This window comes from Mycobacterium sp. PDNC021, from assembly GCF_048282635.1.
GTDB lineage: Bacteria > Actinomycetota > Actinomycetes > Mycobacteriales > Mycobacteriaceae > Mycobacterium > Mycobacterium llatzerense.
The window spans coordinates 2096896-2119719 of the sequence record NZ_CP182502.1; the positions used below are offsets into that span (position 1 = coordinate 2096896).

General features: G+C 65.2%; 27 protein-coding genes. 10 read left to right on the top strand and 17 right to left on the bottom strand.

Annotated elements, in window-relative coordinates:
- Positions 1-34 precede the first annotated feature (34 nt).
- Together ACNO8X_RS09790 and ACNO8X_RS09795 are read left to right on the top strand one after the other, a co-directional pair.
- Positions 35-808 (top strand): enoyl-CoA hydratase, encoded by a 774-nt coding sequence (locus tag ACNO8X_RS09790; RefSeq protein WP_418005107.1) that lies wholly within the window; start codon positions 35-37, stop codon positions 806-808.
- 79 nt (positions 809-887) lie between these two features.
- A complete protein-coding gene (locus tag ACNO8X_RS09795) occupies positions 888-1988 on the top strand; it encodes a ferritin-like domain-containing protein (RefSeq protein ID WP_418005108.1) in 1101 nt (366 codons plus the stop codon).
- On the opposite strand, the gene ACNO8X_RS09800 is transcribed toward ACNO8X_RS09795, so the two are convergent.
- Entirely contained in the window at positions 1985-2428 is a 444-nt protein-coding gene (locus ACNO8X_RS09800) for an OsmC family protein (RefSeq protein WP_418005109.1), read from the bottom strand. The genes ACNO8X_RS09795 and ACNO8X_RS09800 overlap by 4 nt on opposite strands.
- 24 nt (positions 2429-2452) lie before the next feature.
- Positions 2453-2833: a nuclear transport factor 2 family protein gene (locus tag ACNO8X_RS09805; protein ID WP_418005843.1), complete on the bottom strand. Its 381-nt coding sequence runs from the start codon at positions 2831-2833 to the stop codon at positions 2453-2455.
- A gap of 84 nt (positions 2834-2917) precedes the next feature.
- Between ACNO8X_RS09805 and ACNO8X_RS09810 the strand changes: the two genes are divergently transcribed.
- From ACNO8X_RS09810 to ACNO8X_RS09830, 5 genes are all read left to right on the top strand, one after another.
- Positions 2918-3508 carry a TetR family transcriptional regulator C-terminal domain-containing protein gene (locus ACNO8X_RS09810; protein WP_418005110.1) on the top strand — a complete coding sequence of 197 codons (591 nt, stop codon included), beginning with the start codon at positions 2918-2920 and terminating at the stop codon, positions 3506-3508.
- 100 nt (positions 3509-3608) lie between these two features.
- Complete coding sequence (locus ACNO8X_RS09815) at positions 3609-4316, top strand: cysteine hydrolase (protein ID WP_418005111.1); 708 nt, start codon at positions 3609-3611, stop codon at positions 4314-4316.
- Between the two features lie 40 nt (positions 4317-4356).
- Positions 4357-5304, top strand: coding sequence for an aldo/keto reductase (locus ACNO8X_RS09820; RefSeq protein ID WP_418005112.1), 948 nt, complete (start codon positions 4357-4359; stop codon positions 5302-5304).
- Positions 5305-5318: 14 nt separating this feature from the next.
- Positions 5319-5957: an FMN-dependent NADH-azoreductase gene (locus ACNO8X_RS09825; RefSeq protein ID WP_418005113.1), complete on the top strand. Its 639-nt coding sequence runs from the start codon at positions 5319-5321 to the stop codon at positions 5955-5957.
- A 23-nt stretch (positions 5958-5980) separates the two neighbouring features.
- Positions 5981-6568 (top strand): DNA-3-methyladenine glycosylase I, encoded by a 588-nt coding sequence (locus ACNO8X_RS09830; protein ID WP_418005114.1) that lies wholly within the window; start codon positions 5981-5983, stop codon positions 6566-6568.
- Here the strand turns inward: ACNO8X_RS09830 and ACNO8X_RS09835 are convergent.
- Complete coding sequence (locus tag ACNO8X_RS09835) at positions 6565-7170, bottom strand: TetR family transcriptional regulator (RefSeq protein WP_418005115.1); 606 nt, start codon at positions 7168-7170, stop codon at positions 6565-6567. The genes ACNO8X_RS09830 and ACNO8X_RS09835 overlap by 4 nt on opposite strands.
- A gap of 92 nt (positions 7171-7262) precedes the next feature.
- Between ACNO8X_RS09835 and ACNO8X_RS09840 the strand changes: the two genes are divergently transcribed.
- Positions 7263-7736, top strand: a complete 474-nt coding sequence (locus ACNO8X_RS09840) for a nuclear transport factor 2 family protein (protein ID WP_418005116.1) — start codon at positions 7263-7265, stop codon at positions 7734-7736.
- Positions 7737-7740: 4 nt separating this feature from the next.
- Complete coding sequence (locus ACNO8X_RS09845; protein WP_418005117.1) at positions 7741-8412, top strand: hypothetical protein; 672 nt, start codon at positions 7741-7743, stop codon at positions 8410-8412.
- On the opposite strand, the gene ACNO8X_RS09850 is transcribed toward ACNO8X_RS09845, so the two are convergent.
- On the bottom strand, positions 8409-9068 hold the full coding sequence (locus tag ACNO8X_RS09850) for a potassium channel family protein (RefSeq protein WP_418005844.1): 660 nt from the start codon (positions 9066-9068) through the stop codon (positions 8409-8411). The genes ACNO8X_RS09845 and ACNO8X_RS09850 overlap by 4 nt on opposite strands.
- Before the next feature lie 95 nt (positions 9069-9163).
- On the opposite strand from ACNO8X_RS09850, the gene ACNO8X_RS09855 reads away from it, so the two are divergent.
- The gene (locus tag ACNO8X_RS09855; RefSeq protein ID WP_418005118.1) at positions 9164-10660 is read left to right on the top strand and encodes a potassium/proton antiporter; all 1497 of its coding nucleotides are present in this window, start codon (positions 9164-9166) and stop codon (positions 10658-10660) included.
- On the opposite strand, the gene hypE is transcribed toward ACNO8X_RS09855, so the two are convergent.
- The 13 genes from hypE to ACNO8X_RS09920 all read right to left on the bottom strand — a co-directional run bounded on the left by hypE (position 10657) and on the right by ACNO8X_RS09920 (position 22718).
- Entirely contained in the window at positions 10657-11712 is a 1056-nt protein-coding gene (hypE, locus tag ACNO8X_RS09860; RefSeq protein ID WP_418005119.1) for a hydrogenase expression/formation protein HypE, read from the bottom strand. The genes ACNO8X_RS09855 and hypE overlap by 4 nt on opposite strands.
- A complete protein-coding gene (hypD, locus tag ACNO8X_RS09865) occupies positions 11705-12805 on the bottom strand; it encodes a hydrogenase formation protein HypD (protein ID WP_418005120.1) in 1101 nt (366 codons plus the stop codon). The genes hypE and hypD overlap by 8 nt, the downstream gene beginning before the upstream one ends.
- The gene (locus ACNO8X_RS09870; RefSeq protein ID WP_418005121.1) at positions 12802-13119 is read right to left on the bottom strand and encodes a HypC/HybG/HupF family hydrogenase formation chaperone; all 318 of its coding nucleotides are present in this window, start codon (positions 13117-13119) and stop codon (positions 12802-12804) included. Before ACNO8X_RS09870 ends, hypD begins: the two co-directional genes overlap by 4 nt.
- Positions 13120-13135: 16 nt before the next feature.
- A complete protein-coding gene (gene hypF, locus ACNO8X_RS09875) occupies positions 13136-15424 on the bottom strand; it encodes a carbamoyltransferase HypF (RefSeq protein WP_418005122.1) in 2289 nt (762 codons plus the stop codon).
- A complete protein-coding gene (locus tag ACNO8X_RS09880) occupies positions 15421-15669 on the bottom strand; it encodes a HypC/HybG/HupF family hydrogenase formation chaperone (protein ID WP_418005123.1) in 249 nt (82 codons plus the stop codon). The genes hypF and ACNO8X_RS09880 overlap by 4 nt, the downstream gene beginning before the upstream one ends.
- Before the next feature lie 3 nt (positions 15670-15672).
- Positions 15673-16200, bottom strand: coding sequence for a hydrogenase maturation protease (locus ACNO8X_RS09885; protein ID WP_418005124.1), 528 nt, complete (start codon positions 16198-16200; stop codon positions 15673-15675).
- On the bottom strand, positions 16166-16285 hold the full coding sequence (locus ACNO8X_RS09890; RefSeq protein WP_110789080.1) for a DUF6893 family small protein: 120 nt from the start codon (positions 16283-16285) through the stop codon (positions 16166-16168). Before ACNO8X_RS09890 ends, ACNO8X_RS09885 begins: the two co-directional genes overlap by 35 nt.
- Positions 16276-17616: a hypothetical protein gene (locus ACNO8X_RS09895; RefSeq protein WP_418005125.1), complete on the bottom strand. Its 1341-nt coding sequence runs from the start codon at positions 17614-17616 to the stop codon at positions 16276-16278. The genes ACNO8X_RS09890 and ACNO8X_RS09895 overlap by 10 nt, the downstream gene beginning before the upstream one ends.
- The gene (locus tag ACNO8X_RS09900; protein ID WP_418005126.1) at positions 17613-18257 is read right to left on the bottom strand and encodes a DUF6084 family protein; all 645 of its coding nucleotides are present in this window, start codon (positions 18255-18257) and stop codon (positions 17613-17615) included. The genes ACNO8X_RS09895 and ACNO8X_RS09900 overlap by 4 nt, the downstream gene beginning before the upstream one ends.
- Positions 18254-18883: a DUF5947 family protein gene (locus ACNO8X_RS09905; protein WP_418005127.1), complete on the bottom strand. Its 630-nt coding sequence runs from the start codon at positions 18881-18883 to the stop codon at positions 18254-18256. The genes ACNO8X_RS09900 and ACNO8X_RS09905 overlap by 4 nt, the downstream gene beginning before the upstream one ends.
- Positions 18880-19800, bottom strand: coding sequence for a NifU family protein (locus tag ACNO8X_RS09910; protein ID WP_418005128.1), 921 nt, complete (start codon positions 19798-19800; stop codon positions 18880-18882). The genes ACNO8X_RS09905 and ACNO8X_RS09910 overlap by 4 nt, the downstream gene beginning before the upstream one ends.
- Before the next feature lie 3 nt (positions 19801-19803).
- Positions 19804-21600: a nickel-dependent hydrogenase large subunit gene (locus tag ACNO8X_RS09915; protein ID WP_418005129.1), complete on the bottom strand. Its 1797-nt coding sequence runs from the start codon at positions 21598-21600 to the stop codon at positions 19804-19806.
- Positions 21601-21662: 62 nt separating this feature from the next.
- Positions 21663-22718, bottom strand: coding sequence for a hydrogenase expression protein HypE (locus tag ACNO8X_RS09920; protein ID WP_418005130.1), 1056 nt, complete (start codon positions 22716-22718; stop codon positions 21663-21665).
- Positions 22719-22824: the final 106 nt, after the last annotated feature.

Consider the following 22824-nt stretch of genomic DNA (forward strand, 5'->3'; position numbering starts at 1 on the left):
GTCCTGGTTGGAAAATCGGTGTTAGCGTCCGACGATGACCGAACCGCTGCTGCGGCATGACCGCGACGACCGCGGCGTCGTCACGCTGACGCTGAACCGTCCGCAGGCCTTCAACGCGCTGTCCGAGGCGATGCTCACGGAATTGGGGGAGGCCTTCGCGGCACTCGCCAACGACGGGACGGTGCGGGCCGTTGTGCTCGGCGCAGCCGGCAAGGCGTTCTGCGCTGGGCACGACCTCAAGGAAATGCGCGCGGAGCCGACACTGGAGTACTACCAGGATCTGTTCGCGCAGTGCACCGAGGTGATGCTCGCGATCCAACGGTTGCCGGTGCCGGTGATCGCACGGGTGCAGGGCGTGGCGACCGCTGCCGGTTGTCAGCTCGTCGCGATGTGCGATCTCGCGGTGGCGAGCCACGACGCACGCTTTGCGGTCAGCGGCATCAACGTCGGATTGTTCTGTGCGACACCGGGAGTCGCGCTATCGCGCAACATTCCGCAGAAGGCCGCGTTCGAGATGCTCGTGACCGGCGAATTCATCTCCGCGCAGGAGGCCAAGGTGTTGGGGTTGGTCAATCGGGTGGCGGCCCCGGAGGCGCTTGACTACGAGGTCGAGACCATCGTCGCGACCATCGTCGCCAAGCCCGCCGTCGCGGTCGGGATGGGAAAGGCGTTGTTCTACCGCCAGATCGAGGTCGGCATCGAAGCCGCCTATGCGGACGCCGGAACGACGATGGCCTGCAACATGATGGATCCGAGCGCACTCGAGGGCGTGCTGGCCTTCATCGAGAAACGCCAACCCGGTAGTTGACGACTCGGCCGCCCGCGGCGCACTGTGATACAGGTCATATTTCTATCTGGACACATCGGGGGCAGAGAGGCGGCCGTTCGTGACCACGAAGGACAAGTACACGCAGGTGCCCGACCCCTACTCCTGGGATGTTCCGAGCGGCGGCGATGCACGCTTCACCTGGGAGTATGACGACGGCCGCGCGCGCCTGCTGTCCCTGTACCAAAAGGGCAAGGACAAGCAGTGGGACGCCCAGTCGCGTATCGACTGGTCGCAGGACGTCGATCCGATGAACCCGATCGGCCTGCCAGACGAGTTCCATCCGCTGTTCGGCAGCCCGATGTGGGAGTCGGCCGACGAGAAGCGGCGCGCTGAGATGCGCCAACACTCGCAGGCCTGGCAGTTCTCTCAGTTCCTGCACGGCGAGCAGGGCGCGATGGTGTGTGCGGCGAAGATCGTCGAGGTCGTGCCGGACCTGGATGCGAAGTTCTACGCGGCGACCCAGACCATGGACGAGGCTCGGCACGTCGAGACGTTCTCGCGGTTCCTGCAGGAGAAGGTCGGCGTCGTCTACCCGGTCAACAAAAATCTGTCCGTGCTGCTCGAGGACACTCTGCGCGACTCACGCTGGGACATGCCCTATCTCGGCATGCAGGTGCTCATCGAAGGCCTCGCGCTCGCCGCGTTCGGGGTGCAGCGCGACCTGGCGGCGCCCAACTCGCTGGCCAAGCAGGTGCTGGCCTACGTCATGCAAGACGAGGCTCGACACGTCGCCTTCGGCCGAATCTCGTTGAAGGACTATTACTCCCAGATCAGTGACGCCGAGCGGAACGAGCGCGAAGAGTTCGTCGTGGAGGCCTGTTACCTCATGCGCGACCGGCTCCGGGGCGACGAGGTCTACGAGGCGCTCGGCCTTGACGTCCAAGCGTGTGTCGACTGGGTCGAGACAGCGCCCATGCTGAGCCAGTTCCGTTCACACCTGTTCAGCCGAATCGTGCCGATTGTCAAGGACATTGGGCTGTGGGGTCCCAAGGTGCAGAAGGCGTTCGCGGACATGGGCGTGCTGGACATGGCCGGCTTCGACATCGAGGGGATGATGAAGGCCGACGAGGATCAGGCCGAAGCACTCGACGAGGCCCACGCCGAGATGGCCGTGCGCGCTGCGGAAGTCGACCACATCATCACGCAGGCGGCGAGCTAGGCCGGCCGCAACGTCGTGGAGACGTGCACCGTCGAGGTCAGTGTCCGGTGCACGGGGCAGCGTTCGGCGATGGACAGCAACTTCTCCCGTTGGTCATCGTCGAGGTCGCCGATCAATTCGATCTCGCGGTCCATGTGGTCGATCATGCCCTGCTCGGTTTCGCAGTCAGCACAGTCCTTCGCGTGAATCTTCGCGTGCCGCAAGGACACTCGCACCTGCTCCAGCGGCCAGCCCTTCTTGTTGGCATACATCCGCACCGTCATCGAGGTACACGCACCCAGGGCCGACAGCAGCAGGTCATAGGGTGACGGTCCCGCGTCGTCGCCGAACGGGCGGGGCTCGTCGGCGATCAACCGGTGCCCGCCGGCGATGATCTCCTGCGTGTAGGTTCCCGCGCCGCTCTCGGCCACGGTGACGGTGCCTTCGTTCGGGGTGGTCATGGACGTCTCCTCATCTGGTCAGCATCACATTCGTTCGACCCATTGGGCGCGAGATGTGCCAGGTTCGAACGCTTCCGCGAAGTACTGGGTTTCGCGCACAACTTCGGTACCCGAGAATTCCATGATGCTCACCGTGTAGAACGGTTGCCCGTCATACGTCATCACCAACTCGGTGAGCCACAGATCGCCTGAGCCGACGATGCGCCGTACCGCGAAGTGCTTCACGTTCGGCTGGGCGGACCTCGATGCCTGAATGTTGTGCCGTCCGCGGATTCGCTCGCCCGACTGCGGATACTCGAGAACCGCGTCGTCTCGGTAGATTTCGTGTTCTGCTGCGAAGTCGTTGGCGTCGGATGCCGCCCAGTGCCCCGCAGGGCGGCCTCCACGTCGTCGTCGCGCATCGATGTTCTCCCCGCCTCGGCGATGACGTTAGCCGTGGGCCGACGGTTTCGCAGCAAATATAGCCGACCGGTCGGCTAATATTGTGGGATGCCGCGTCCAGCCAATCCCGAAGTCCGCAGGCGACTGCTCGCTGCGGGGCTCGATCTGGTGCATGCGCACGGATTCGCCGCCAGTGGGGTGAAGGACATCACCGACGCGGCGGGTGTGCCGAAAGGTTCGTTCTACGCGTATTTCCCCAGTAAGGAAGCATTCGCGGCGGCGATCCTCGAGCACTACTGGTCGGATATCGAGCAGCGGCTCCTGCCGCTGTTGGACGCTGATGGTCTGGCCCGTCAGCGGATCAGCCGGTTCTTCCATGCGCTTGCCGACGAACATGAATCCGCGGACTTCCTGCTGGGCTGCCTGGTCGGCAACATGTCGCTGGAGCTCGGCGGGTCGAGCGAACCGGTGCGCGCCGAACTGACGCGCATCCTCGATCGCTGGGACGAGGCGCTTGCGGGCTGTGTGCGATCCGGGCAGCGCAGTGCTGGTGACATCGCCGCAGACCTCGGCGCATCCGAGCTGGCCTCGGTGTTGATCGAGGCCTGGGAGGGTGCGGCGTTGCGGGGCAAGGTCACCCGTAGCCGCGCGCCGTACGACCGGTTTGAAACGGTCACGCTGCCGGCGTTGTTGCGCTGATCCGAGCTGTTGCGCAGGACACGTTTGGCGACTCTTGATGTATAGACGACCGGTCATCTATTCTTACGGTATCAACGTTCCCTAGCTCGAAGGCTGTGCCATGGCAGACCACCCCAACTACGCCGAACCACGGCACCCCGCCTTGCCGAGTTCGGGTTTCGCGCTCGATCACCCGCATACGGCGCTCGTCGTCACTGATCCGCAGATCGATTTCCTCAGTTCCGGCGGCGTGGCATGGTCGGTGTTCGGCGCAAGCGTCCAAGAAAACAACACCGTGACGCATATCGGCGAGCTGTTCGATGCGGCCAAGCGTGCCGGACTCACGGTCGTGGTCTCGCCGCACTACTTCTATCCAACCGATGGACAGTGGCAGTTCGGTGACCCGCTCGAGCAGTTCATGGGCGGTGTCGGCATGTTCGCGCGCGCCGGCGCCTACACGCTGGACGGCTTCGCGGGGTCCGGCGCGGACTTCCTGCCCGCGTACCGGCACCACATCCATGACGGCCGCACCGTTATCACCTCACCCCACAAGATCGTGGGTCCCGAATCGAACGACCTGGTGCTGCAATTGCGCAAGCGCGGCGTGACGCAGGTGATCCTGGCCGGCATGGCCGCCAACCTGTGCGTCGAAGGGCACCTGCGCGAACTCGTCGAACAGGGCTTCGAGGTGGCTGTGGTCAAGGACGCCACGGCGGGTCCGCGCCTGCCCGAAGGCGACGGTTACCTGGCTGCGCTGGTGAACTTCCGCTACCTGGCCAGCGCGGTATGGACCACCGCTGAGGCGGTCGAACACATTGCCCCCGAATGATTTCCGTGAACCAACGTCAGTGAACAAGGAGACAAAGATCATGACACTCAACGACGATTTGCGGCAGCGACGCTTCCCGTTGAACAACGGCAGCGGCGCGATCCCGGCCCTCGGGTTCGGGACCTCGCTGTCCGACAACACCAAGACCGAGGCCGCGGTGATCGCAGCGGTCGAAGCTGGATTCCGCCACCTCGATGCCGCCGAGCGCTACCGCAATGAAGCGCAGGTCGGTGCGGCATTGAAGGAACTGTTCGCCAACGGGACGGTCCGCCGCGAAGACCTGTTCGTGACCACCAAGCTGTGGAACAACAACCACCGCCCGGAACGGGTCAGGCCCGCGCTGCAGGCGAGCCTGAACCGGTTGGGATTGGACACTCTCGACCTGTACCTGGTGCACACGCCGTTCGCATTCCAGCCCGGCGACGATCAGGATCCTCGGGATGTGCATGGGAACGTGATCTACGACAACGGCGTCACCCTGGCTGAGACCTGGGCTGCCATGGAGCAGCTCGTCGACGAAGGGCTTGTCGGCGCGATCGGACTTTCTGACATCAGTGCCGAAAGAACCAGGGAAGTCCTGGATTTCGCGCGGATCAAGCCGGCCGTTGTCGAGGTGGAGTCGCATCCGTACCACCCGCAGTGGGAACTGTACGAGCTGGCCAAGAGTCATGGCGCCATCTTGTTGGCGTTCGCTTCGCTCGGCCATGCCCTCGAACCACGACTGCTCGACGATCCGCTCATTGTCTCGATGGCACGGCAGTTCGGTAAGGCGCCCGCGCAGGTCCTGCTGGCCTGGGGAATCCAACGCGGCAGCGCAGTCCTGACGGCATCGGTCACACCTTCCCGGATCGCGGAAAACTTCGATGTCACAGCACTTCCCGACGACGCGATCGAGGAGATCGACGAGCGCCTGGAAACCCGTATTCGATTCAACTCCGTCGTCGACGGGGGAGAACCCGGGTTTACCGAAGTGCCTTCGGATCGCTGAAAGGAAGTCTGGACATGACGAAATTGCTTTACCTCCAAGCGTCTCCGCGCGGAAGTGATTCCAAGTCGAGCCAGATCGCCACGGCGTATCTCGACGCGCTGACGGCGGCCAACCCGCACCTCGAGATCGATATCCTCGATCTGTGGGACAGAGAACTCCCTGCATTCGACGGCGACAAAGCGGCCGCGAAGATGAACGTCATCAAAGGAGCCGGGCAAGATGGCGCCGGACAGTCGGCCTGGGACGAGATCGTGGCAATCGCCGACCGCTTCAAGTCCGCCGATCGGTATCTCATCGCTTCGCCGATGTGGAATTCCGGAATTCCGTACCGGCTCAAGCATTTCATCGATCTGGTCCATCAGCCAGGGATTCTGTGGAGTCTGGACCCGCAGGCCGGCTACCGGGGGCTCCTCACAGGCAAGCATGCCACCCTGTCCCTCACCTCTGGTGTGTACGCACACGGTGTCGCCGAACCGGCATTCGGAGTTGACCACCACGCGGCATACCTGCGCATGTGGCTCAATCAAGCCGGGATTCAAGAGGTCGATGAGTTGCGATTTCAGCCCACGATGCTGACCGACAATCCGACCGGCGATCTGGCACAGGCACTTGAGGATGCGGAAAAGCTTGCGGCGACTCATGGCTACGTCTGACGACGGGCCGTGACGTGAGGGCCATGGCCGGTGTCGGGATGTCGGCGGCGCTACCCACTGTGGTCACCGCTTCGGATGGCGTCGCCAGGTGCCGGTGGGCGACCGAGACCGGCCGGGATTTGCGGGCCTATCACGATCGGGAATGGGGTGTGCCGACCCGCGACGACACTGCCTTGTTCGAGTTACTTGCATTGACATACTTCGAGAATGGGTTGTCGTGGGCGGCGGTATTCGACAAGCGGAACAGCCTGCGTAACGCGTTCGGTGGATTCGTGCCGGCGTCCGTGGCCGCGATGACCGCCGATGACGTAGAGCGATTGATGGCTGACACCAGCATCATTCGCAATCGGCGAAAGATCGAGGCCACCGTGCACAATGCCCGGCTGCTGGCGAGACACTCGCTCTCGCGATTGTCCTGGCAGCATGAACCGCGGGAGCGTCACCGACTCAGGAGCTGGGATGACGGCCGGATGACGAGCCCGGAGTCCATTCGGCTGTCAGCGACGTTGCGGGAGGCCGGGTTTCACCTGGTCGGTCCGGTCGTCGCACATTCGTACCTGCAGACCGCGGGAATCGAGAACGGCCATTTCGAAGGTTGCTTCCGGGCCTAGGTGAGCGGAGCGAGGATCAAGCGGCACGCCAGCTGAATCTCGTCTTCCGTCTCGTCCGCGGAGATTCGTCCGTTGAGGCTGGACTGCAGGATGCCGTGCCAGGTGTGCTGAACCAGTCGCATCAACGAAATATCCTGGGGCCCTGGATCATCCACCCCGCAGATGGTCAGCAACATGCTGCGGACCTGGCGGTCGATGTGCCCTACCTCGACCACGGCCGTCGCGTCGGCGGTGTTCAGCGAGTTGAGCATGGCGGCGGTCAGGTGAGGCTGACGCAGCATCGGGCGGGTGGCGCGCGACAGGACATCGAAGACGCGATCGGCGGCGGTCCCGGCCGGTACCTTCCGGCGACGGATACCGTCCTGCATCCGGTCCACCCGGTCGGCCATCAGGCCGACGAACAGGTGGGTCTTGGAGGGGAAGTACCGGTACAGGGTGCCCAGCGCGACCCCGGCTGCGCGCGCGACCTCGTTCATCTGGACCTGGTCGGCCGGCTTCTGTGCCGCCAGGGCCGCGGTGGCCTGCAGGATCGCGGCACGACGCTGCTGCTGCACGGCCGAGCTGGGCTCGGCGGCGGGGCGCGGTTCGGCGATTCTTGCCACGTTGCAGCTCCTTTTTGGGTCTGGAACGAATTCTAGATGTTGGGTAGAGTCCCAAAACTGAAATTGATTCTAGTCCTCTTGGAGGTTTGGACATGCCACGCTTCACCCGGGACGAGCTGATGGCCGCGCTCGATCACTACACCAAGGTCGTCGAGGTCTGTTCGAGCACCGGGGACTGGGGCCCGTTCGCCGATCTGTTCACCGAGGACGTGCACTACATCGAGCACGCCTATGGCGAGATGCACGGCCGCGAGGCGGTCCGCGAGTGGATCATCGGCGTGATGAAGCCGTTCCCGCACATGCGATTCCCGCACACCTGGGTCGCGATCGACGAGGAGAACGGTGCGATCGTCACCGAGATCATCAATGCCCTCGACCATCCCACCGAGCCGGGCAAGGTGTTCGGTTTCCCCAACATCACCCGCCTCGTCTACGCCGGGGACAACCTGTTCTCCTCGGAGGAGGACGTCTACAACCCTGTGCGTGACGCGCCGCGCGCCGTGGGTGAGTGGCTGCAGGCCGGTGGTGTCATGCAGGCCGCGCCCATGGCTGCGAAGCACGGCTGACGTCGTGAAGCTGATCTACGCCCTGTGGGGCTCGGGTTTGGACACCGCCCTGCAGTCGACCCAATTACATGTACTGCTGCAGGCCGCGGGGGTGGACCGGTTGCAGATCAACGTCGACGACGCCGATGTCGAAGCGGCGATGTTGCGTATCACCACCTTCGACAACCCGGTGCCGGCGGTGGTCAGTGTGTGGACCGACGCCGGCGTCGATCCGGACTCCATTTCCGACCTGCTGGCCGCGATCTCTGCGCGCAGTGCCGGCTGGGAAGTCGAGGAGACGGTGCGACTGGTCCCGCCCGACGTGGAAAACGGTGTTCGGACAACGGCATTGGCTCAGATCGGCTTCCTGCGGATCCCGGCGGATCTCGATCCGGCGGACTGGCTCCAGATCTGGCAGGGGCAACACACCAGCGTCGCCATCGACACCCAGGACACGTTCGGCTACGTGCAGAACCGGGTCCTGCGCACGGTGCACGGCACCGAGCGGGTCGACGCCGTCGTCGAGGAACTGTTCCACATGGCGGCCATGACCGACGTGCACGCGTTCTACGGCAGCGGGGGCGACTATGCGGAACTGCAGCGCCGCATGACTCTCATGGTCGAGAGCGTGATGCGCTTCGGCGCCCACACCAATCTCGACTCGGTGCCGACCAGCAGGTACTGCTACGCGCTCTAACTGCCGTGGATGAGGCCGCGGATGTCGCCGTCGACGGATTCGTCTGCCACGAACAGCAATTCGTCGCCGTCCTCGAAGCTGTCTCCGGACTTGGGCACGATGATCCTGCTGCCGCGCTGCACCGTCACCAACAGTGTGTTCGGCGGCAGGGTCAGGTCCCTGATGGTGCGTCCGATCAACGGGCTGTCCGGCGGCAGCGTGAACTTCGTCAGGTTCGCGTGCCCCTGACGTAGGCCCATCAGCCGCACCAGGTGGCCGACGTCGATGGCGCCCTCGACCCCGGCGGCCATCGCGTGCGGCGTCGACACCGCGACGTCGACACCCCAGTCGTCGGTGAACAACCACTCGTTGGCCACGTTGTTCACGCGCGCGACCACCCGCGGCACGCCGAACTCGGTTTTCGCCAACAGTGCCATCGCGAGGTTCGCCTTGTCGTCGCCCGTCGCGGCGATCACGACGTCGCACATGTCGATGCTGCATTCCTCCAGGGACGCCACCTCGCAGGCGTCGGCCCACAGCCAGTCGGCCTCGGGCACCGTCGGCGGCTCGTACTTCTGGATGTCTCGCTCGATCAGCAGGACCTTGTGGCCGTTGGCGACGAGTTCCTGCGCCACCGACCGGCCCACCGCGCCGGCGCCGGCGATCGCGACTCGCATGCCCCGGGTGCTCACGCAGTCATTGTCGCCTACCGCAGCCCGCAGCAGGTTCCCAGATACATTTGCTTCGGCCGCCGATCGGAATGAGGACGTGGATGACGCTGGAGCAGCTGAACCAGGTGCTGCTCATCGGCGCGCTGGTGCTACTGGCCAGCATCGTGGCCACCAGGCTCGCGACCCGCGTCGGCCTGCCCAGTCTGCTGCTATTCCTCGGCCTCGGGGTGCTGGTCGGTGAAGACGGCATCGGCCTGCGGTTCGACGACGTCGCCCTGGTCCGGGACCTGGGCACCGCGGCGCTGGCGATCATCCTCATCGAAGGTGGTCTCACCACCAAGTTCAGCGACGTCCGCAAGAGCCTGGCGCCGGCCGCCGTGATGGCCACTGTCGGCGTGGCCGTCAGTACGGCCGTCACCGCGGCGGGTGCGCATCTGCTGTTGGGCATGGACTGGCAACTGGCGCTGCTCCTCGGCGCCATCGTGTCGTCCACCGACGCCGCTGCGGTGTTCTCCGTCCTGCGGGTGCTGCCGTTGCCGCGGCGGCTGGCCGGTCTCCTGGAGGCCGAGTCCGGCCTGAACGACGCGCCCGCCGTCATCCTGGTCCTGATGTTCAGCGTGGTTCCGCTGGCCTTCGATCCAGGGCACGGCCTGGTCAACCTGGTCTATGAGCTGGCGGTCGGTGCGGCGATCGGCGTGTTGTGCGGCTACCTCGGCGCCGTCACGCTGCGCCGCATCGCGCTACCGGCGTCCGGGCTGTATCCCCTGGCCACGTTCGGCCTGGGCACGGTGGCCTTCGCAGCGTGTGGGATCACGCACGCCAGCGGGTTCCTCGCGGCCTACCTGACCGGCCTGGTGCTGGCGAACTCGGGACTGCCGCACCGCGCAGCCACTCGGTCATTCGCCGAGGGGCTCGGTTGGCTGGCGCAGATCGGGCTGTTCGTTCTGCTCGGGCTGCTGGTCACGCCCAGCCAGCTCGGCGACGACCTGCTGCCCGCCGTCGTCATCGGCCTGGTTCTGCTGCTGTTGGCGCGGCCGTTGTCGGTGGTGTTGTCGCTCATCGGCTTCCGCGTGCCCTGGCGCGAGCAGGTGTTTCTGTCCTGGGCTGGATTGCGCGGCGCGGTGCCGATCGTGCTGGCCACCTATCCGATCGTCACCGGGGTGCCCGACAGTCAGCGGCTGCTGAACATCGTGTTCGTACTGGTGGTGGTGTTCACCCTGGTGCAGGGCCCGAGCCTGAAGCCGGTCGCGCACCGGCTCGGGCTCATCCGCCGCGACGTCACCCGCGAGATTCAGGTGGAAGCGGCGCCATTGGACGTGCTCGACGCGGAGCTGCTGACCCTCACGGTGCTGCCGCAGTCGCGGCTGCACAACGTGACGGTGCTGGAACTGCGGCTGCCCGATCCGAGCGTGATCACGTTGATCATCCGCAAGGGCAATACCTTTGTGCCGCAGCCCGACACCCGCCTGGAAGCCGGTGATGAACTGCTGATCGTCAGTACCAGCACCACCCGCGAGGCCACCGAACGCAGACTGCGCGCGGTGAGCCGCCGCGGGAAACTGGCCTATTGGTTCGACGAATACGGTGAGCCGGACTAGCAGATTCGGGGGAGTTGCTCGCCGATGGGCAGGTCGACCACACGGGTGCCACCGAGCGCCGTTCGCGCGACCACCATGCCCGGATGTTCGGCGACACAGTGACCGATCACCGCGGCGCGGGTGCCGAGCGGGTGGCTGCGCATAGCGGCAAGCACCCGCTCGGCATCGTCGGCGGGCACGACGGCTAACAGCTTGCCCTCGTTGGCAACCTGCAGAGGGTCCAGCCCGAGGAGCCCGCACGCGTCCCGCACCTCGGCCGGGATCGGGAAGCTGCGTTCGTCGAGGGCCATCCCGACCTGCGCCGTCTTCGCGATCTCGTTGAGCGTTGCGGCCACGCCGCCGCGCGTGGGATCGCGCAGCACATGCAGGTCCGCGCCGGTTTCGATCATGGCGGCCACGAGGCCGTGCAGGGGCGCGGTATCGCTGGCCACCGCTGTCGCGAAGGTCAGCCCTTCGCGACAGCTCATCACCGCGATGCCGTGTACGCCGATGTCGCCGCTGATGATCACCACGTCACCGGGGGCGGCCCGCTGCGGACGGATATCGACACGCGGGTCCACGATGCCGATCCCCGCGGTGTTGATGAACACGCCGTCGCCGTGGCCGGAATCGACCACCTTGGTATCGCCGGTCACCAACTTGACTCCAGCCGCGAGCGCGGCCGTGCCGACGGCCTGCGCGACATGTGCGATCTCCTGCAGCGCGGTGCCCTCCTCGAGGATGAATGCCGTCGACAGCGCCAGTGGTTGCGCACCCACCATTGCGAGGTCGTTGATGGTTCCGTTGACCGCGAGGTCGCCAATACTGCCGCCGGGGAACGTCAACGGCTTGACCACGAACGAGTCGGTGGAGAACGCCAGCCGCGCACCGCCGACCTCGATGACGGCCGAGTCGGCCATAGCGGCTTCGGCTGCCGGGCCGAAGGCCGGCAGGAACAGATGCTCGATCAGTTCGGCAGACATCGCCCCGCCGCCACCGTGTCCCATCACGATGTTCGGCGCGTCGCGCAGGGGAGTCGGGCAGACCCACGACTCGATGTCGATCTCAGGCATGTGTCACCTCGAGTCGCCGGTAGAGGTAGTAGGCGGCGCACGCGCCCTCCGAGGAGACCATGGTCGCGCCCAACGGGTTACGCGGTGTGCATTCCTTGCCGAAAGCAGCGCACTCGTGCGGCTTGATGAAGCCCTGCAGGACTTCGCCTGAACGGCATACGACGGACTCGGCGGTGTGAATTCCGGTGACCGAGAACCGATATTCCGCATCGAACTCGCGGTAGGTGGGGGAGAGGCGCCATCCGCTGTTCGGGATCATGCCGATACCGCGCCACGCGCGGTCGCCTACCTCGAAGACGTCCTCCAGCATCGCCTTGGCCGCGGTGTTGCCCTGCGCCTGAACGGCTCTCGGGTACGCGTTCTCCAACTCGTGCCGGCCGGCCTCCAGTTGAATCACCGTGCGCCGGATACCTTCGAGGATGTCCAGCGGTTCGAATCCGGTGACCACGATGGGGATTCCGTACTTTTCGGTCAGCGCCGGATATTCGTCGGTTCCCATCACGGTGCACACGTGCCCGGCGGCGAGGAACGCCTGTACCCGACACGTGGGCGACTCCATGATCGCCGCGATCGCCGGTGGCACCAGCACGTGTGACACCAGTAGTGAAAAATTCTTGATACCAAGACGTTTGGCTTGGTACACCGTCATGGCGTTGGCGGGCGCGGTGGTTTCGAACCCGATGCCGAAGAACACCACCTGCCGGTCCGGGTTCTCCCGTGCGATCGTCAACGCATCCAGCGGTGAATACACCACCCGGACGTCGCCGCCTTCGCTCTTCACCCGGAACAGGTCCTTCGAACTGCCCGGCACCCGCAGCATGTCGCCGAACGAGCAGAAGATCACTTCAGGGCGGCACGCGATCTCGAGTGCCTTGTCGATCATCTCCAACGGCGTCACGCACACCGGGCAACCAGGGCCGTGGATCATCTCGATCTCGTCGGGCAGCAGCTGGTCGATACCGTGCCGGATGATCGAATGTGTCTGCCCGCCAAACACTTCCATGATCGCCCAGCGTCTGCTGGTGGCCGCCCGGATCTGGTCGACGAGCTTGCCTGCCAGCTCGGGATTGCTGAACTCATCCAGATACTTCATGGTGTCACCTCGGTTGTCGCGCTGTCTGTCGGTGTGGTCAGGCCGGCTTGTCGTGCCGCGATCGCGAACCCGTCCCCGAATTCCTCGTTGAGCACGCCGAGGTGCTCGAACTCGGTCAGAGTCTTGATGGCCGATTCTTCGTCGAGCCGCTGGATGGCGAATCCCACGTGGACGACGACGTACTCGCCGACTGCCGCGTCTGGGATGTACTGCAGGCAAACGTCTTTCTGGATACCTCCGAAGTCGACGAGTGACATCAGCGTGCCGTCGCGCTCGGACAGGCTCAGGATTTTCCCTGGAACTGCCAGACACATAGGAGTGCTCCTCTTCTCAGTTCGAATTGCCCACCAGTAGTTGGCCGAGCGCGATACCGCCGTCGTTGGGTGGGACATGGCGGTGGGTGATCACTTCAAAACCCTTGGCGTGCAGGCCGCTCAGCGTCAGCTGCAGCAGCAGGGCGTTCTGGAACACGCCGCCGGACAACGCGACGACACGTACGCCCGCCGTTTTTGACTCGAGTTCGGCGAGCCGTACGACGACGTCCGCCACTGCCCGGTGAAACCGTGCCCCGATCACGGCGGGCGGAATGGCGGCGCGATGGTCGGCGATGACGGCGCGGAGCACTGGCGCTGGGTCGACCAGCGCCGGGTCATCCGCAATGATGTTGAAGGCGTACATGACTGTGCCACAATCCATCCCGCGTGATAGTCCTTCAAACTCGATGGCGGCCTGTGCTTCGTAGTCGGCGGTCTGCCGTACCCCGGCCAGGGCGGCCACCGCATCGAACAGCCGACCCATGCTGGAGGTGGGGACGCACCCGAGTCCGGTCTGTAACTGGTGCGCCAGGACCCCGCGCTCATCGTCGGGGCAGGCCCGCACGGGCGCCAGGTCGGCACTCCAGGGCAGGCCGGCGGCCCAGAGGTGCGCGAGTGCCATGCGGTACGGGCGCTGCACGCTGACATCCCCGCCGGCCAGCGGCACGTATCGTAGCCGAGCCACCCGCTGGTAGCCCTTGTAGTCGGCGACCAACACCTCGCCACCCCAGATGGCGCCGTCTGGGCCGTAACCGGTTCCGTCGAAAGCGAATCCAAGAACGTGACGGTTGCCGTCCAGGCCGTGTTCGGCCATGACGGCGGCGATGTGGGCGTGGTGGTGTTGCACCGTCCGGACCGGTCGCCCGTCGGCATTGCGGCGCGCCCATGCGGTGGAGCGGTAACCGGGGTGCGCGTCGGCGACAAGATTCTCAGGGGCCACTCCCGTCAGTTCCTGCAGGTGCCGCTCTGCCGCTTCGAATGCCGACAGGGTGGCCAGGTCGTCCATGTCGCCGATGTGCTGACTCAGCCACGCGTACTTGCCCTCGGCGACGGCCAGAGTGTTCTTCGGGTCGGCGCCGACCGCCAAGGTGGGTGCGACGGGTACTGGTAGCGCGACAGGAAGCGGCGCGTAGCCGCGGGATCTCCGGATGGGCACCTCGCACTGGTTCACCATCCGGACGACAGAGTCGTCGCACGGCACCAGGATCGCCCGATTGTGCAGCAGCCAGGCGTCGGTGAGCCGGTCGAGGCGGTCCGTGGCATCGGCGTCGGTGAAGCAGATCGGTTCACCGCCAAGATTTCCCGAAGTCATCACCAGGACCGGTGGGCCCGGTTCGTCGCCCGGCAACCCGAACAGCAGGGCGTGCAGTGGGGTGTATGCCAGTATGATGCCGATGTCGGGGTTATGCGGTGCGACAAGATCGGATACCGCTGAACATGTTCGTCTGGTCAGCAACACTATCGGGCGTTGGATGCCCGAAAGCAGCTGCGCTGCAGGCTCGTCCACCTCGGCGATTTCGCGTGATGTCGCCAGGTCGGGTACCATCACCGCGAACGGTTTGTCACCGCGGCGCTTGCGCCGGCGCAGCATTTGCACGGCAGCTGCGTTGCCGGCATCGCAGGCCAGATGGTAGCCGCCGATGCCCTTGACCGCGAGGATTCCGCCTTCGAGCAACAGTTTCCGTGCCTTGAGTAGGCCTGCTTCGCCGTCTATCGTCTCGCCGTCGTGATCCCGGAAGGTCAGCGTCGGCCCACACTGCGGGCAACAGACGGGCTGTGCGTGGAAGCGACGGTCGGCCGGGTCAGAGTATTCGCGCGCGCAGTCGGGGCACATCGGGAAATTCGCCATGGTGGTGGCGGCCCGGTCATAGGGCAGCGACGCGATGATGGTGAAACGGGGTCCGCAGTTCGTGCAGTTGACGAAGGGGTGCCGGTACCGCCGGTTCGCCGGATCGCGCTGCTCGGCCGCGCAGTCGTTGCACATCGCGACATCGGGGGAGGCCAGGGTACGACCACCGGCTGAATGCGACGTGTCAGTAATGGCGAATCCGGTGCCTCCGCGAACCGGAATGTCCTGTGTCTGAACAGATTCGATGACGGCAAGTGGGGGTGGATGGTTCGCCAGTCGGTCGAGGAACTCGCCGATGGCGTTGGTGTCACCTTCGACCTCGATGATGGCCCCGGAGCTGTCATTGCGCACCGAGCCGCTCAGTCCGAGGGCCGCGGCACTCGTGTACACGAACGGCCGGAAGCCGACGCCCTGGACGACGCCGTGTGCGCGGACGCGTAGTCGTCGGCGGGTCATGGCCCTGCTCCGCCACTGTTGCCCATCAACTTCAAACCGTCGAGCGCCGCCGCGGCTCCTGCCGCGTCGGTCTTTTCGAGCGCGAACCCCATGTGGATGATCACCCAGTCGCCGGCGTCGAAGGTCTCGTCTGGCAGCATCCCGACGTTCACCTTGCGTGGTTCGCCGGCGACGTCGACGAGTGCGAGCTGGTCGCCGTAACCGTCCAACATCCGGATGACCTGCCCCGGTATACCCAGGCACATCGCTCAGCCCTCCCGAACCGGAGTGCGGCTGAGTAGTTCTGCGACAACGCTTTCGACGGCGCGGGCCGCAACGAGGACAGCGGCCGCCACCGCATCGGAAAGGCCCATCCGATCCTCGACATCGGCCACTTCGCACCCCACCACCACGGTATGGGGAGCGACTCCACCGAGTGCGTTGAGGCTCGCGAACACTGTGGCAGGGTCCATCGCGTGCGCGTCCAGACCGACTGCCGCCGTGAGTGTTTGGTGGTCGGCCTCGAAGGCGTGTACCGTCCCCGGCGCGTCGCGGCACGGAATCGCGTCGACCAGCACCAGCGCGTCCCACTCACCGAGTAGGTCGTAGGCGAGGTGCATACCCCTGATGCCGTAGTCCGTCACCTGCACGCCCGGTGCCAAGGGACCGACGTGCCGGAGCACCTCGGGGCCGAATCCGTCGTCACCGAGGAAGATGTTGCCGATTCCGGCCACCAGGATCCGTTGCGTGGCTTCGCCTCCGTTACATCCGCCGCATGCGCAGGTACCGACGCGCATCCGGGATGGAGCGGACGCCGACGACCCCGGCGCCTACCACTGCCGCCGCGACCACGATCACGGCAATCCAACCCACTACTTCCATGGTGATGTCCTTTCATTCAGTGGTTCGACTTCGTCAGGTGCGAAGTACAGATATCGGCCGTACCAGTCGTGCATCTCGGCGGCGGGGTCGTCCTCGAGGACGACGCCGATCTGCTGGTCGCCGTCGACTGTTTCGTGCACGCAGGTGACTCGCGCGATCTTGTCGGCGTAGAAGAGATCCTGCGCGTCGGCGCGCCTGGACGGGTGCAGCCGGACCCGGCTGTCTCGACTGACTCGCACCCCGTTCACCAGCACCGCGTCGAGGGTTGGGGCGACGGCGTTGTCCGCCAGCGGGTCCCACCAGTCGACCCCCGCGGGAACCTCGGGTATCAGCGATCGGGTTTCGGCACCGGCATGTGGATTGCGCAGTACCCCATGCAGATTGAGCAATGCCTCCGGCGACATCGCATCACAGCGATCGATGATCTCCGCTGCGCGCGGGTCGGTGGCCCGGGCCTGTTGCTTCTCCTGGTCGGTCATCGTCATCACACGCAAGGTCAGGATCTCGTCGATCTCGGTCGAGTCGAACAGGGCGCCCTCGCTCTGCTCGGCGATCTCCGGATGGTCGTACAGGATGATCGGAGACACCAGCATCAAGGTGGCGGTGCCGGGCGGACCGGCCAGCACGGGGAAACAGCGGTGCCGCTGGCAGCGGCCGACGGCGTCGGCGGCCGATTCGGGCGGTTCCAGCAGCGAGACGAATTCACCGCCGGTGACCTCGGCGATCAGGTGGGTGCCGATCAGGGATCGCGCGATCGCACTGCCTTTATCCGTCGCCGGCTCAACGACATTGCGTACCTCGAGGGTGATGCGCAACAGTCCGTCGTCGGCCTCGGACCGCACCGTCAACTCGGCGCGCAACTCGGCGCGGGTCCGGACCAATCTGCCACCGTCAATGGGCTCGACCTCGCTGCCGCCCGCAACGACGACCGGCAGCCTCTGCGGCGTGGCGAGTACCGCTTCGGTCAACGGTCCGAACGACAGCTCGCGTTCGACCGCTTCATCCCAGCTGAGCCAGGTTTGGTCGGCCACGGTCAGCTCGTCGACCGGTTCGAAATCGCCGCCGGTGTCCCGTTCGACGGCCCGGTGTTGCAGGTGCAGGAACCGGACCACGACGGTCAGGGCCGTGTCGGGTCCCGGGCTCACGAGGAGTTGGGCCGAGAGGGCGTCGTCCTCGCCGAGCCCGCGCTCAGCCGCTTGCGGCGGGCCGAGCACGCCGAATTGCCAGCGAGACTGGTTCTTTCCGGAGGTGGCCCGGTAGGGATAGAGCAGATAGCCCTCATAGAGCACCGCGTCGGCGACGGCCCGGGTCCGCTCCCATGCGGCGGTCATCGGAGGTCCTGTGCGGCTTGAGCGTCCAGCAGTGCCGTGACCGTCTCGTCGAGACCGAGCAGCGCGTGTCGAGCCTTGTAGTCGGCCAGCGCGTCGATGGTGTCGTGGTGCAGCCTGATCCAGCCGGTGTGTGGATAGTGCTGGTCGATGAGGTCCCGCCACACCGATACCGGCATGGCGTAGTGGTCCTCTCGGTCCCAGGGCACTGGGGTGACGGCGAAACCGTGTCGTCCCTTGGTGAAAATCGTTCCACTGAAAAGGAATTGGAGGGGGATGTTGCCGTCGCGCAGCGCATGGAAGAACTTGGCCGCGGTGACCTCGACGTCGTAGGTGCATTCCAGGGGGAGGTCGACCTGGGTGGTGCCGGTGAAGCTCTGCACCATGACGCCGCTGTGCTGCCACAGGAAGGTGTGCTGGGTGGTGGTCCAACGGTCGCGGGTGCCGAACAGGTCCAGCAGCGCCGCCGCCTCTTGGTCGGTGTAGCCCCGGCGTAGCGGTTCGATACGGATCTGGGCGCGTAACGCGATGGCGTGCACCGGCTCATCGCCTAGCGCCGCGATCCCGACCCGTGCGGTCAGCACCGGGGTCACGGCGTAGGGCTCGGGGAAGACGTCGACGACGGCGAAGGTTACCTCGGTCACGGCGCCACTACCTTGCCGCGTTCGGCAATGGCGCTGAAGTAGTCGTCGACGAACTCGTGCACCTGCTGCCCACCGTCGAATCCGCGCCACAGCATCCGCAGGCGGCCGACGAACTCGTAACAGGCATCGATCGGGACCAGGTGGCATTCGAGGGGGAGCGGAGCATCGGGCACCCGCATGATCAGGGCTTCGGTGTCCGCCGCAAGCAGGTCGACACGCTGGTCTGCGTCGCGGATGTCGGCCCACATACCAAGGTCCAGTTCGGATTCCGTCGCGCCGGCCGGTCCCGGATAGAAGGCGACAGTGCGGTCGAGGGCCGAGTTGCGGAAGAAGAACGCCAGGCCGACGGGGATCTGCAGCAGCTCCCATTCGCGGCGGCCGAGCGTGAAATCTGGGAACGTGAGGTACCGATCAGGCACGGCACGGTAGCGCAGCGCAGCATCGACGTCGGTGAACAACAGATAGCAGCCCCGACAGACGCACAGCAGTTGTCGGCCTTCGATATTCACGACGTGCTGGTGCTCGGCGACGATCTGCTCCGAGCACATCTCGCACCGCTCGCCGGCCGCAACGGGTGTGGCGCGGGCGGCGCGGATGCGCGCCAGCACGTCATAGGCGCCCGTCATGGCACACCGGCCGCGGTCGGGGTGGCTGCCATCGCGACGGACAGTGCACCGTCGCGTACCAGCACCGGTACCGGCTCGAGATGTTCGGCGGCCATGGCGTTGTCGTCGACGCAGATGCCCGCGTGCACGACATCGAAATGGGCGTGGCAGCGGGGACATCGCAGCACCGGATCGGCAGATCCGACGCGGCGATGCAGCGCGGCGCCGGCCAACGAGTCGGCGCAGCGTCCGCAGCGGTCGCGGTAGACGAATACGTTCTCGCCGAGCCGGCACGCCAGTAGCGTCTCGCCCGCCACCTCGAACCCACCGACCTCGGCATGTGTCAGGTCGGTGAGCTCTGGCACCGGATGCCATACCGATGCCGCACGGCCGTCCCGGTGGACCCGGCTCAACAGCGAATCGACCGGAATCACTACGGTTTTCGGTTCGGCCGCGACCACCTCGATCGTGCTGACCTCCGGAGCCGCCGCACGGATGGCGTCCTCGACGGTGAGTTCGAGCGTCACCGCCGAGGACGGGCAGCTCTTGCAACTGCCCGAGAATTGCAATCGCACGGCGGCACCGCCGGGACCGTCGGTAACGCTGAGCACTGCGACGTCGCCACCGTGGGAACCGAGGTAAGGCCTCACCTTGTCCAGGGCGTCCTCGATGCGCCTTCTGGCATCATGTGGATGCAGACCGTGCACCAGCAGCAGGCTGGCGATCAGGTCGTCGTCGGTCAACTGCTCGGTGAGCTCGGGGCGGTCGGCGAGCAGCCGCATGATCCGTTGCAGCGCGGCGCCGTACAGGTCGGTGACCTCGCCGACCAACAGTTCGGCACGCTCACGCGCCACCGGCCCGGCTGCCGAGCTGGCATCGAGCAGTGTCTGTATCCGGTCGCCCGCCGTGCGCCAGTGTGCGTCGTCCGGCGCGGCCACGGGCTAGTCCCCGGTTACGGACTGCGTCGGGGAGTGCAGGCGTTCCAGGGTCTTTCCGTCACCCAGGTACATGTGCACCCCGCAGGGCAGGCACGGATCGAAACTTCGCACCGTACGCATGATGTCGATGCCCTTGAAGTGCTCCCGGTCGTTCTCCTCGAAGATCGGCTGGCCCTGCACGGCATCCTCGTACGGGCCCGGAGTGCCGTAGCTGTCCCGTGGGTTGGCGTTCCAGGGGGTCGGGGGATACGGGTGGTAATTGGCGATCTTGCCGTCCCGGATCACCATGTGGTGGCTGAGCACGCCGCGGACGGCTTCGGTGAAGCCGCAGCCGATCGCTTCGTCGGGCACCGTGAACTTCTCCCACGTCTTGGTACGTCCGGCACGGATCTCGGCGAGCGCCTTTTCCGCGAAATGCAGTGCGCACGCAGCCGCGTACGCCTGGAAGTAGGTACGCGCACGGTTGCGTTCGATGGTGTTGCTGCCGTGCTGCGGGATCTTCCACTCCAGTTCGACGGGTCCTTTGAGGATCGTCTTGGGCAGGTTGATCTGCACACTGTGCCCGGTCGACTTCACATAGCCGATATCGACCAGTCCGGCCAGTGCGGTGGACCACAGCCGGGCCAGCGGCCCGCCTCCAGTGTCCAGGGCCAGGTGGTCCTTGCCGTCGAACCAGCGCGGTGACATCACCCAGCTGTACTTGTCGTCCATGTCCCGCTTCTGCGGATGCGGGTTGGTGTGCTGATTCCACGGGTGCCGGCGATCGACGGGGTTGCCGAGTGGATCGTTCTTGACAAACATCTCCTGGTCGGTCCAGTCGTCGTAATACGAACTGCCCAAAAGGATTCGGATGCCCAGGTTGATGTCGACGAGTGAGTGCGTCACCAGTTTTCCGTCCACCACCACACCGGGCGTGACGAACATCGCGTCACCCCAGCGCTCCATGTCGCGGTAGGCGAAGTTGCAGACTTCCGGATCCTGGAAGGAGCCCCAGCAGCCCAGCAGAGTGCGGCGCAACCCGACCTGTTCGTAACCGGGGATGGCCTCGTAGAAGAAGTCGAACAGATCGTCGTGCATGGGCACGACCTTCTTCATGAATTCGACGTAGCGCATCAGCCGGGTCATGTAGTCGGTCATCAGCTGAATGGTGGCTACGGTGCCGACGCCACCCGGGTACAGCGTCGAGGGGTGGACGTGCCGGCCCTCCATGAGGCAGAACATCTCTCGCGTCCAACGGCTGACCTGCAGCGCCTCGCGGTAGAACTCGCCGGTGAACGGGTTGAGCGTGCGCATGATGTCGGCGATGGTCCGGTAGCCATGGGCATCGGAGTGCGGCGCCAGTGTGTTCTCGGCCTTGGCAAGGACACTCGGGTTGGTCTCAGCGACCATTTTCTCGCAGTAGTCGACGCCGACCAGATTCTCCTGAAATATGTTGTGATCGAACATGTATTCCGCGGCCTCGCCCAGGTTGACGATCCACTCACCGAGATGCGGCGGCTTGACCCCGTAGGCCATGTTCTGGCAGTAGCACGAGCAGGTGGCGTGGTTGTCGCCACAGATGCCGCAGATGCGGCTGGTGATGAAATGGGCGTCCCGTGGATCCTTACCCTTCATGAAGATCGAGTAGCCACGGAAGATCGACGACGTGCTATGGCATTCCACGACTTCGCGGTTCTCGAAGTCGATCTTCGTGTAGATGCCGAGGCTGCCGACGATCCGGGTGATGGGATCCCAAGCCATCTCGACGAGTTGGCCGGGATCCCGTTTGACCTGTGATGGTTCCGGAATGATCGTTGTCATGGACTTCGCTCCCTCGCAATGGCTTTCGCCTTGTCGGTGGCGGGCCGGTGAGGACCTCACACCTACCAGGTGCGGGTCGCTCCCGATTCGAGCTTTGTGCCGCGATGGCGCCAGTGCGGTTCCTTGTCGACGGTGCGGCCGGTGATGTGGCGCAGGTTGCGGATGACGGATCCGTAGAGGCCCGACGCCGCGGTGGACACCTTGCCGCCGGGCGGTTCGTCCATGAAGGGCATGAACTTGTCGGGGAACCCGGGCATGGTGCAGCCGATGCAGATGCCGCCCACATTCGGGCAGCCACCGATGCCGTTGATCCAACCGCGTTTCGGTACGTTGCATTTCACGACCGGACCCCAACAGCCCAGCTTGACAATGCATTTGGGTGATCCGTACTCGTGGGCGAAGTCGCCCTGCTCGTAATAGCCGGCTCGGTCGCAGCCTTCGTGCACGGTCGCCCCGAAGAGCCAGGTGGGCCGGAGCGCTTCATCGAGCGGAATCATCGGGGCCTGGTCGGTCGCCATGTACAGCAGATATGTCAATGTCTCTGCCAAGTTGTCGGGCTGTATCGGGCACCCTGGCACACAGACGATGGGGATGCCTGCCTTGCTCTTCCAATCCCAGCCGAGGTAGTCGGGCACACCCATCGCGCCGGTGGGATTACCGGCCATTGCGTGGATGCCTCCGTAGGTGGCGCAGGTGCCGACGGCCACCACTGCGGTTGCCTTGGGCGCCAATCGATCCAGCCACTCGCTCGTGGTCATCGGCTGTCCGGTCGCAGGGTTGTTGCCGAACCCGCACCAGTAGCCTTCGGTGTGCAATTGCTCGTTGGGTATCGAGCCCTCGACAACCAGTACAAACGGGTCAAGCTCGCCCCGATCGGCGCGGAAGAACCATTCGAGGAAGTCGTCCGCGCCCCCGTTCGGTCCGCATTCGAAGTCGATGAGAGGCCAATGCACGGCGATCTTGGGTAGACCGGGGAGCGCGCCGAGCGCGATCTCCTCGATGCTGGGCTGAGTGGCGGCAGTCAGCGCCACGGAATCGCCGTCACAACTCAGGCCGGCGTTGATCCAGAGAACATGGATCAACGCTGACTCTGCCTTGACTGCTGCCGCTGTAGGCATATCGCAGTTCTTTCCGGGACGCAGTGGGTCCCAACGTCGAACTTTCAGGGACTGGCTGCTCAATCCCATCCGCCGCAGGAGTCGACGTTCGGCCCGATGCGCGGCG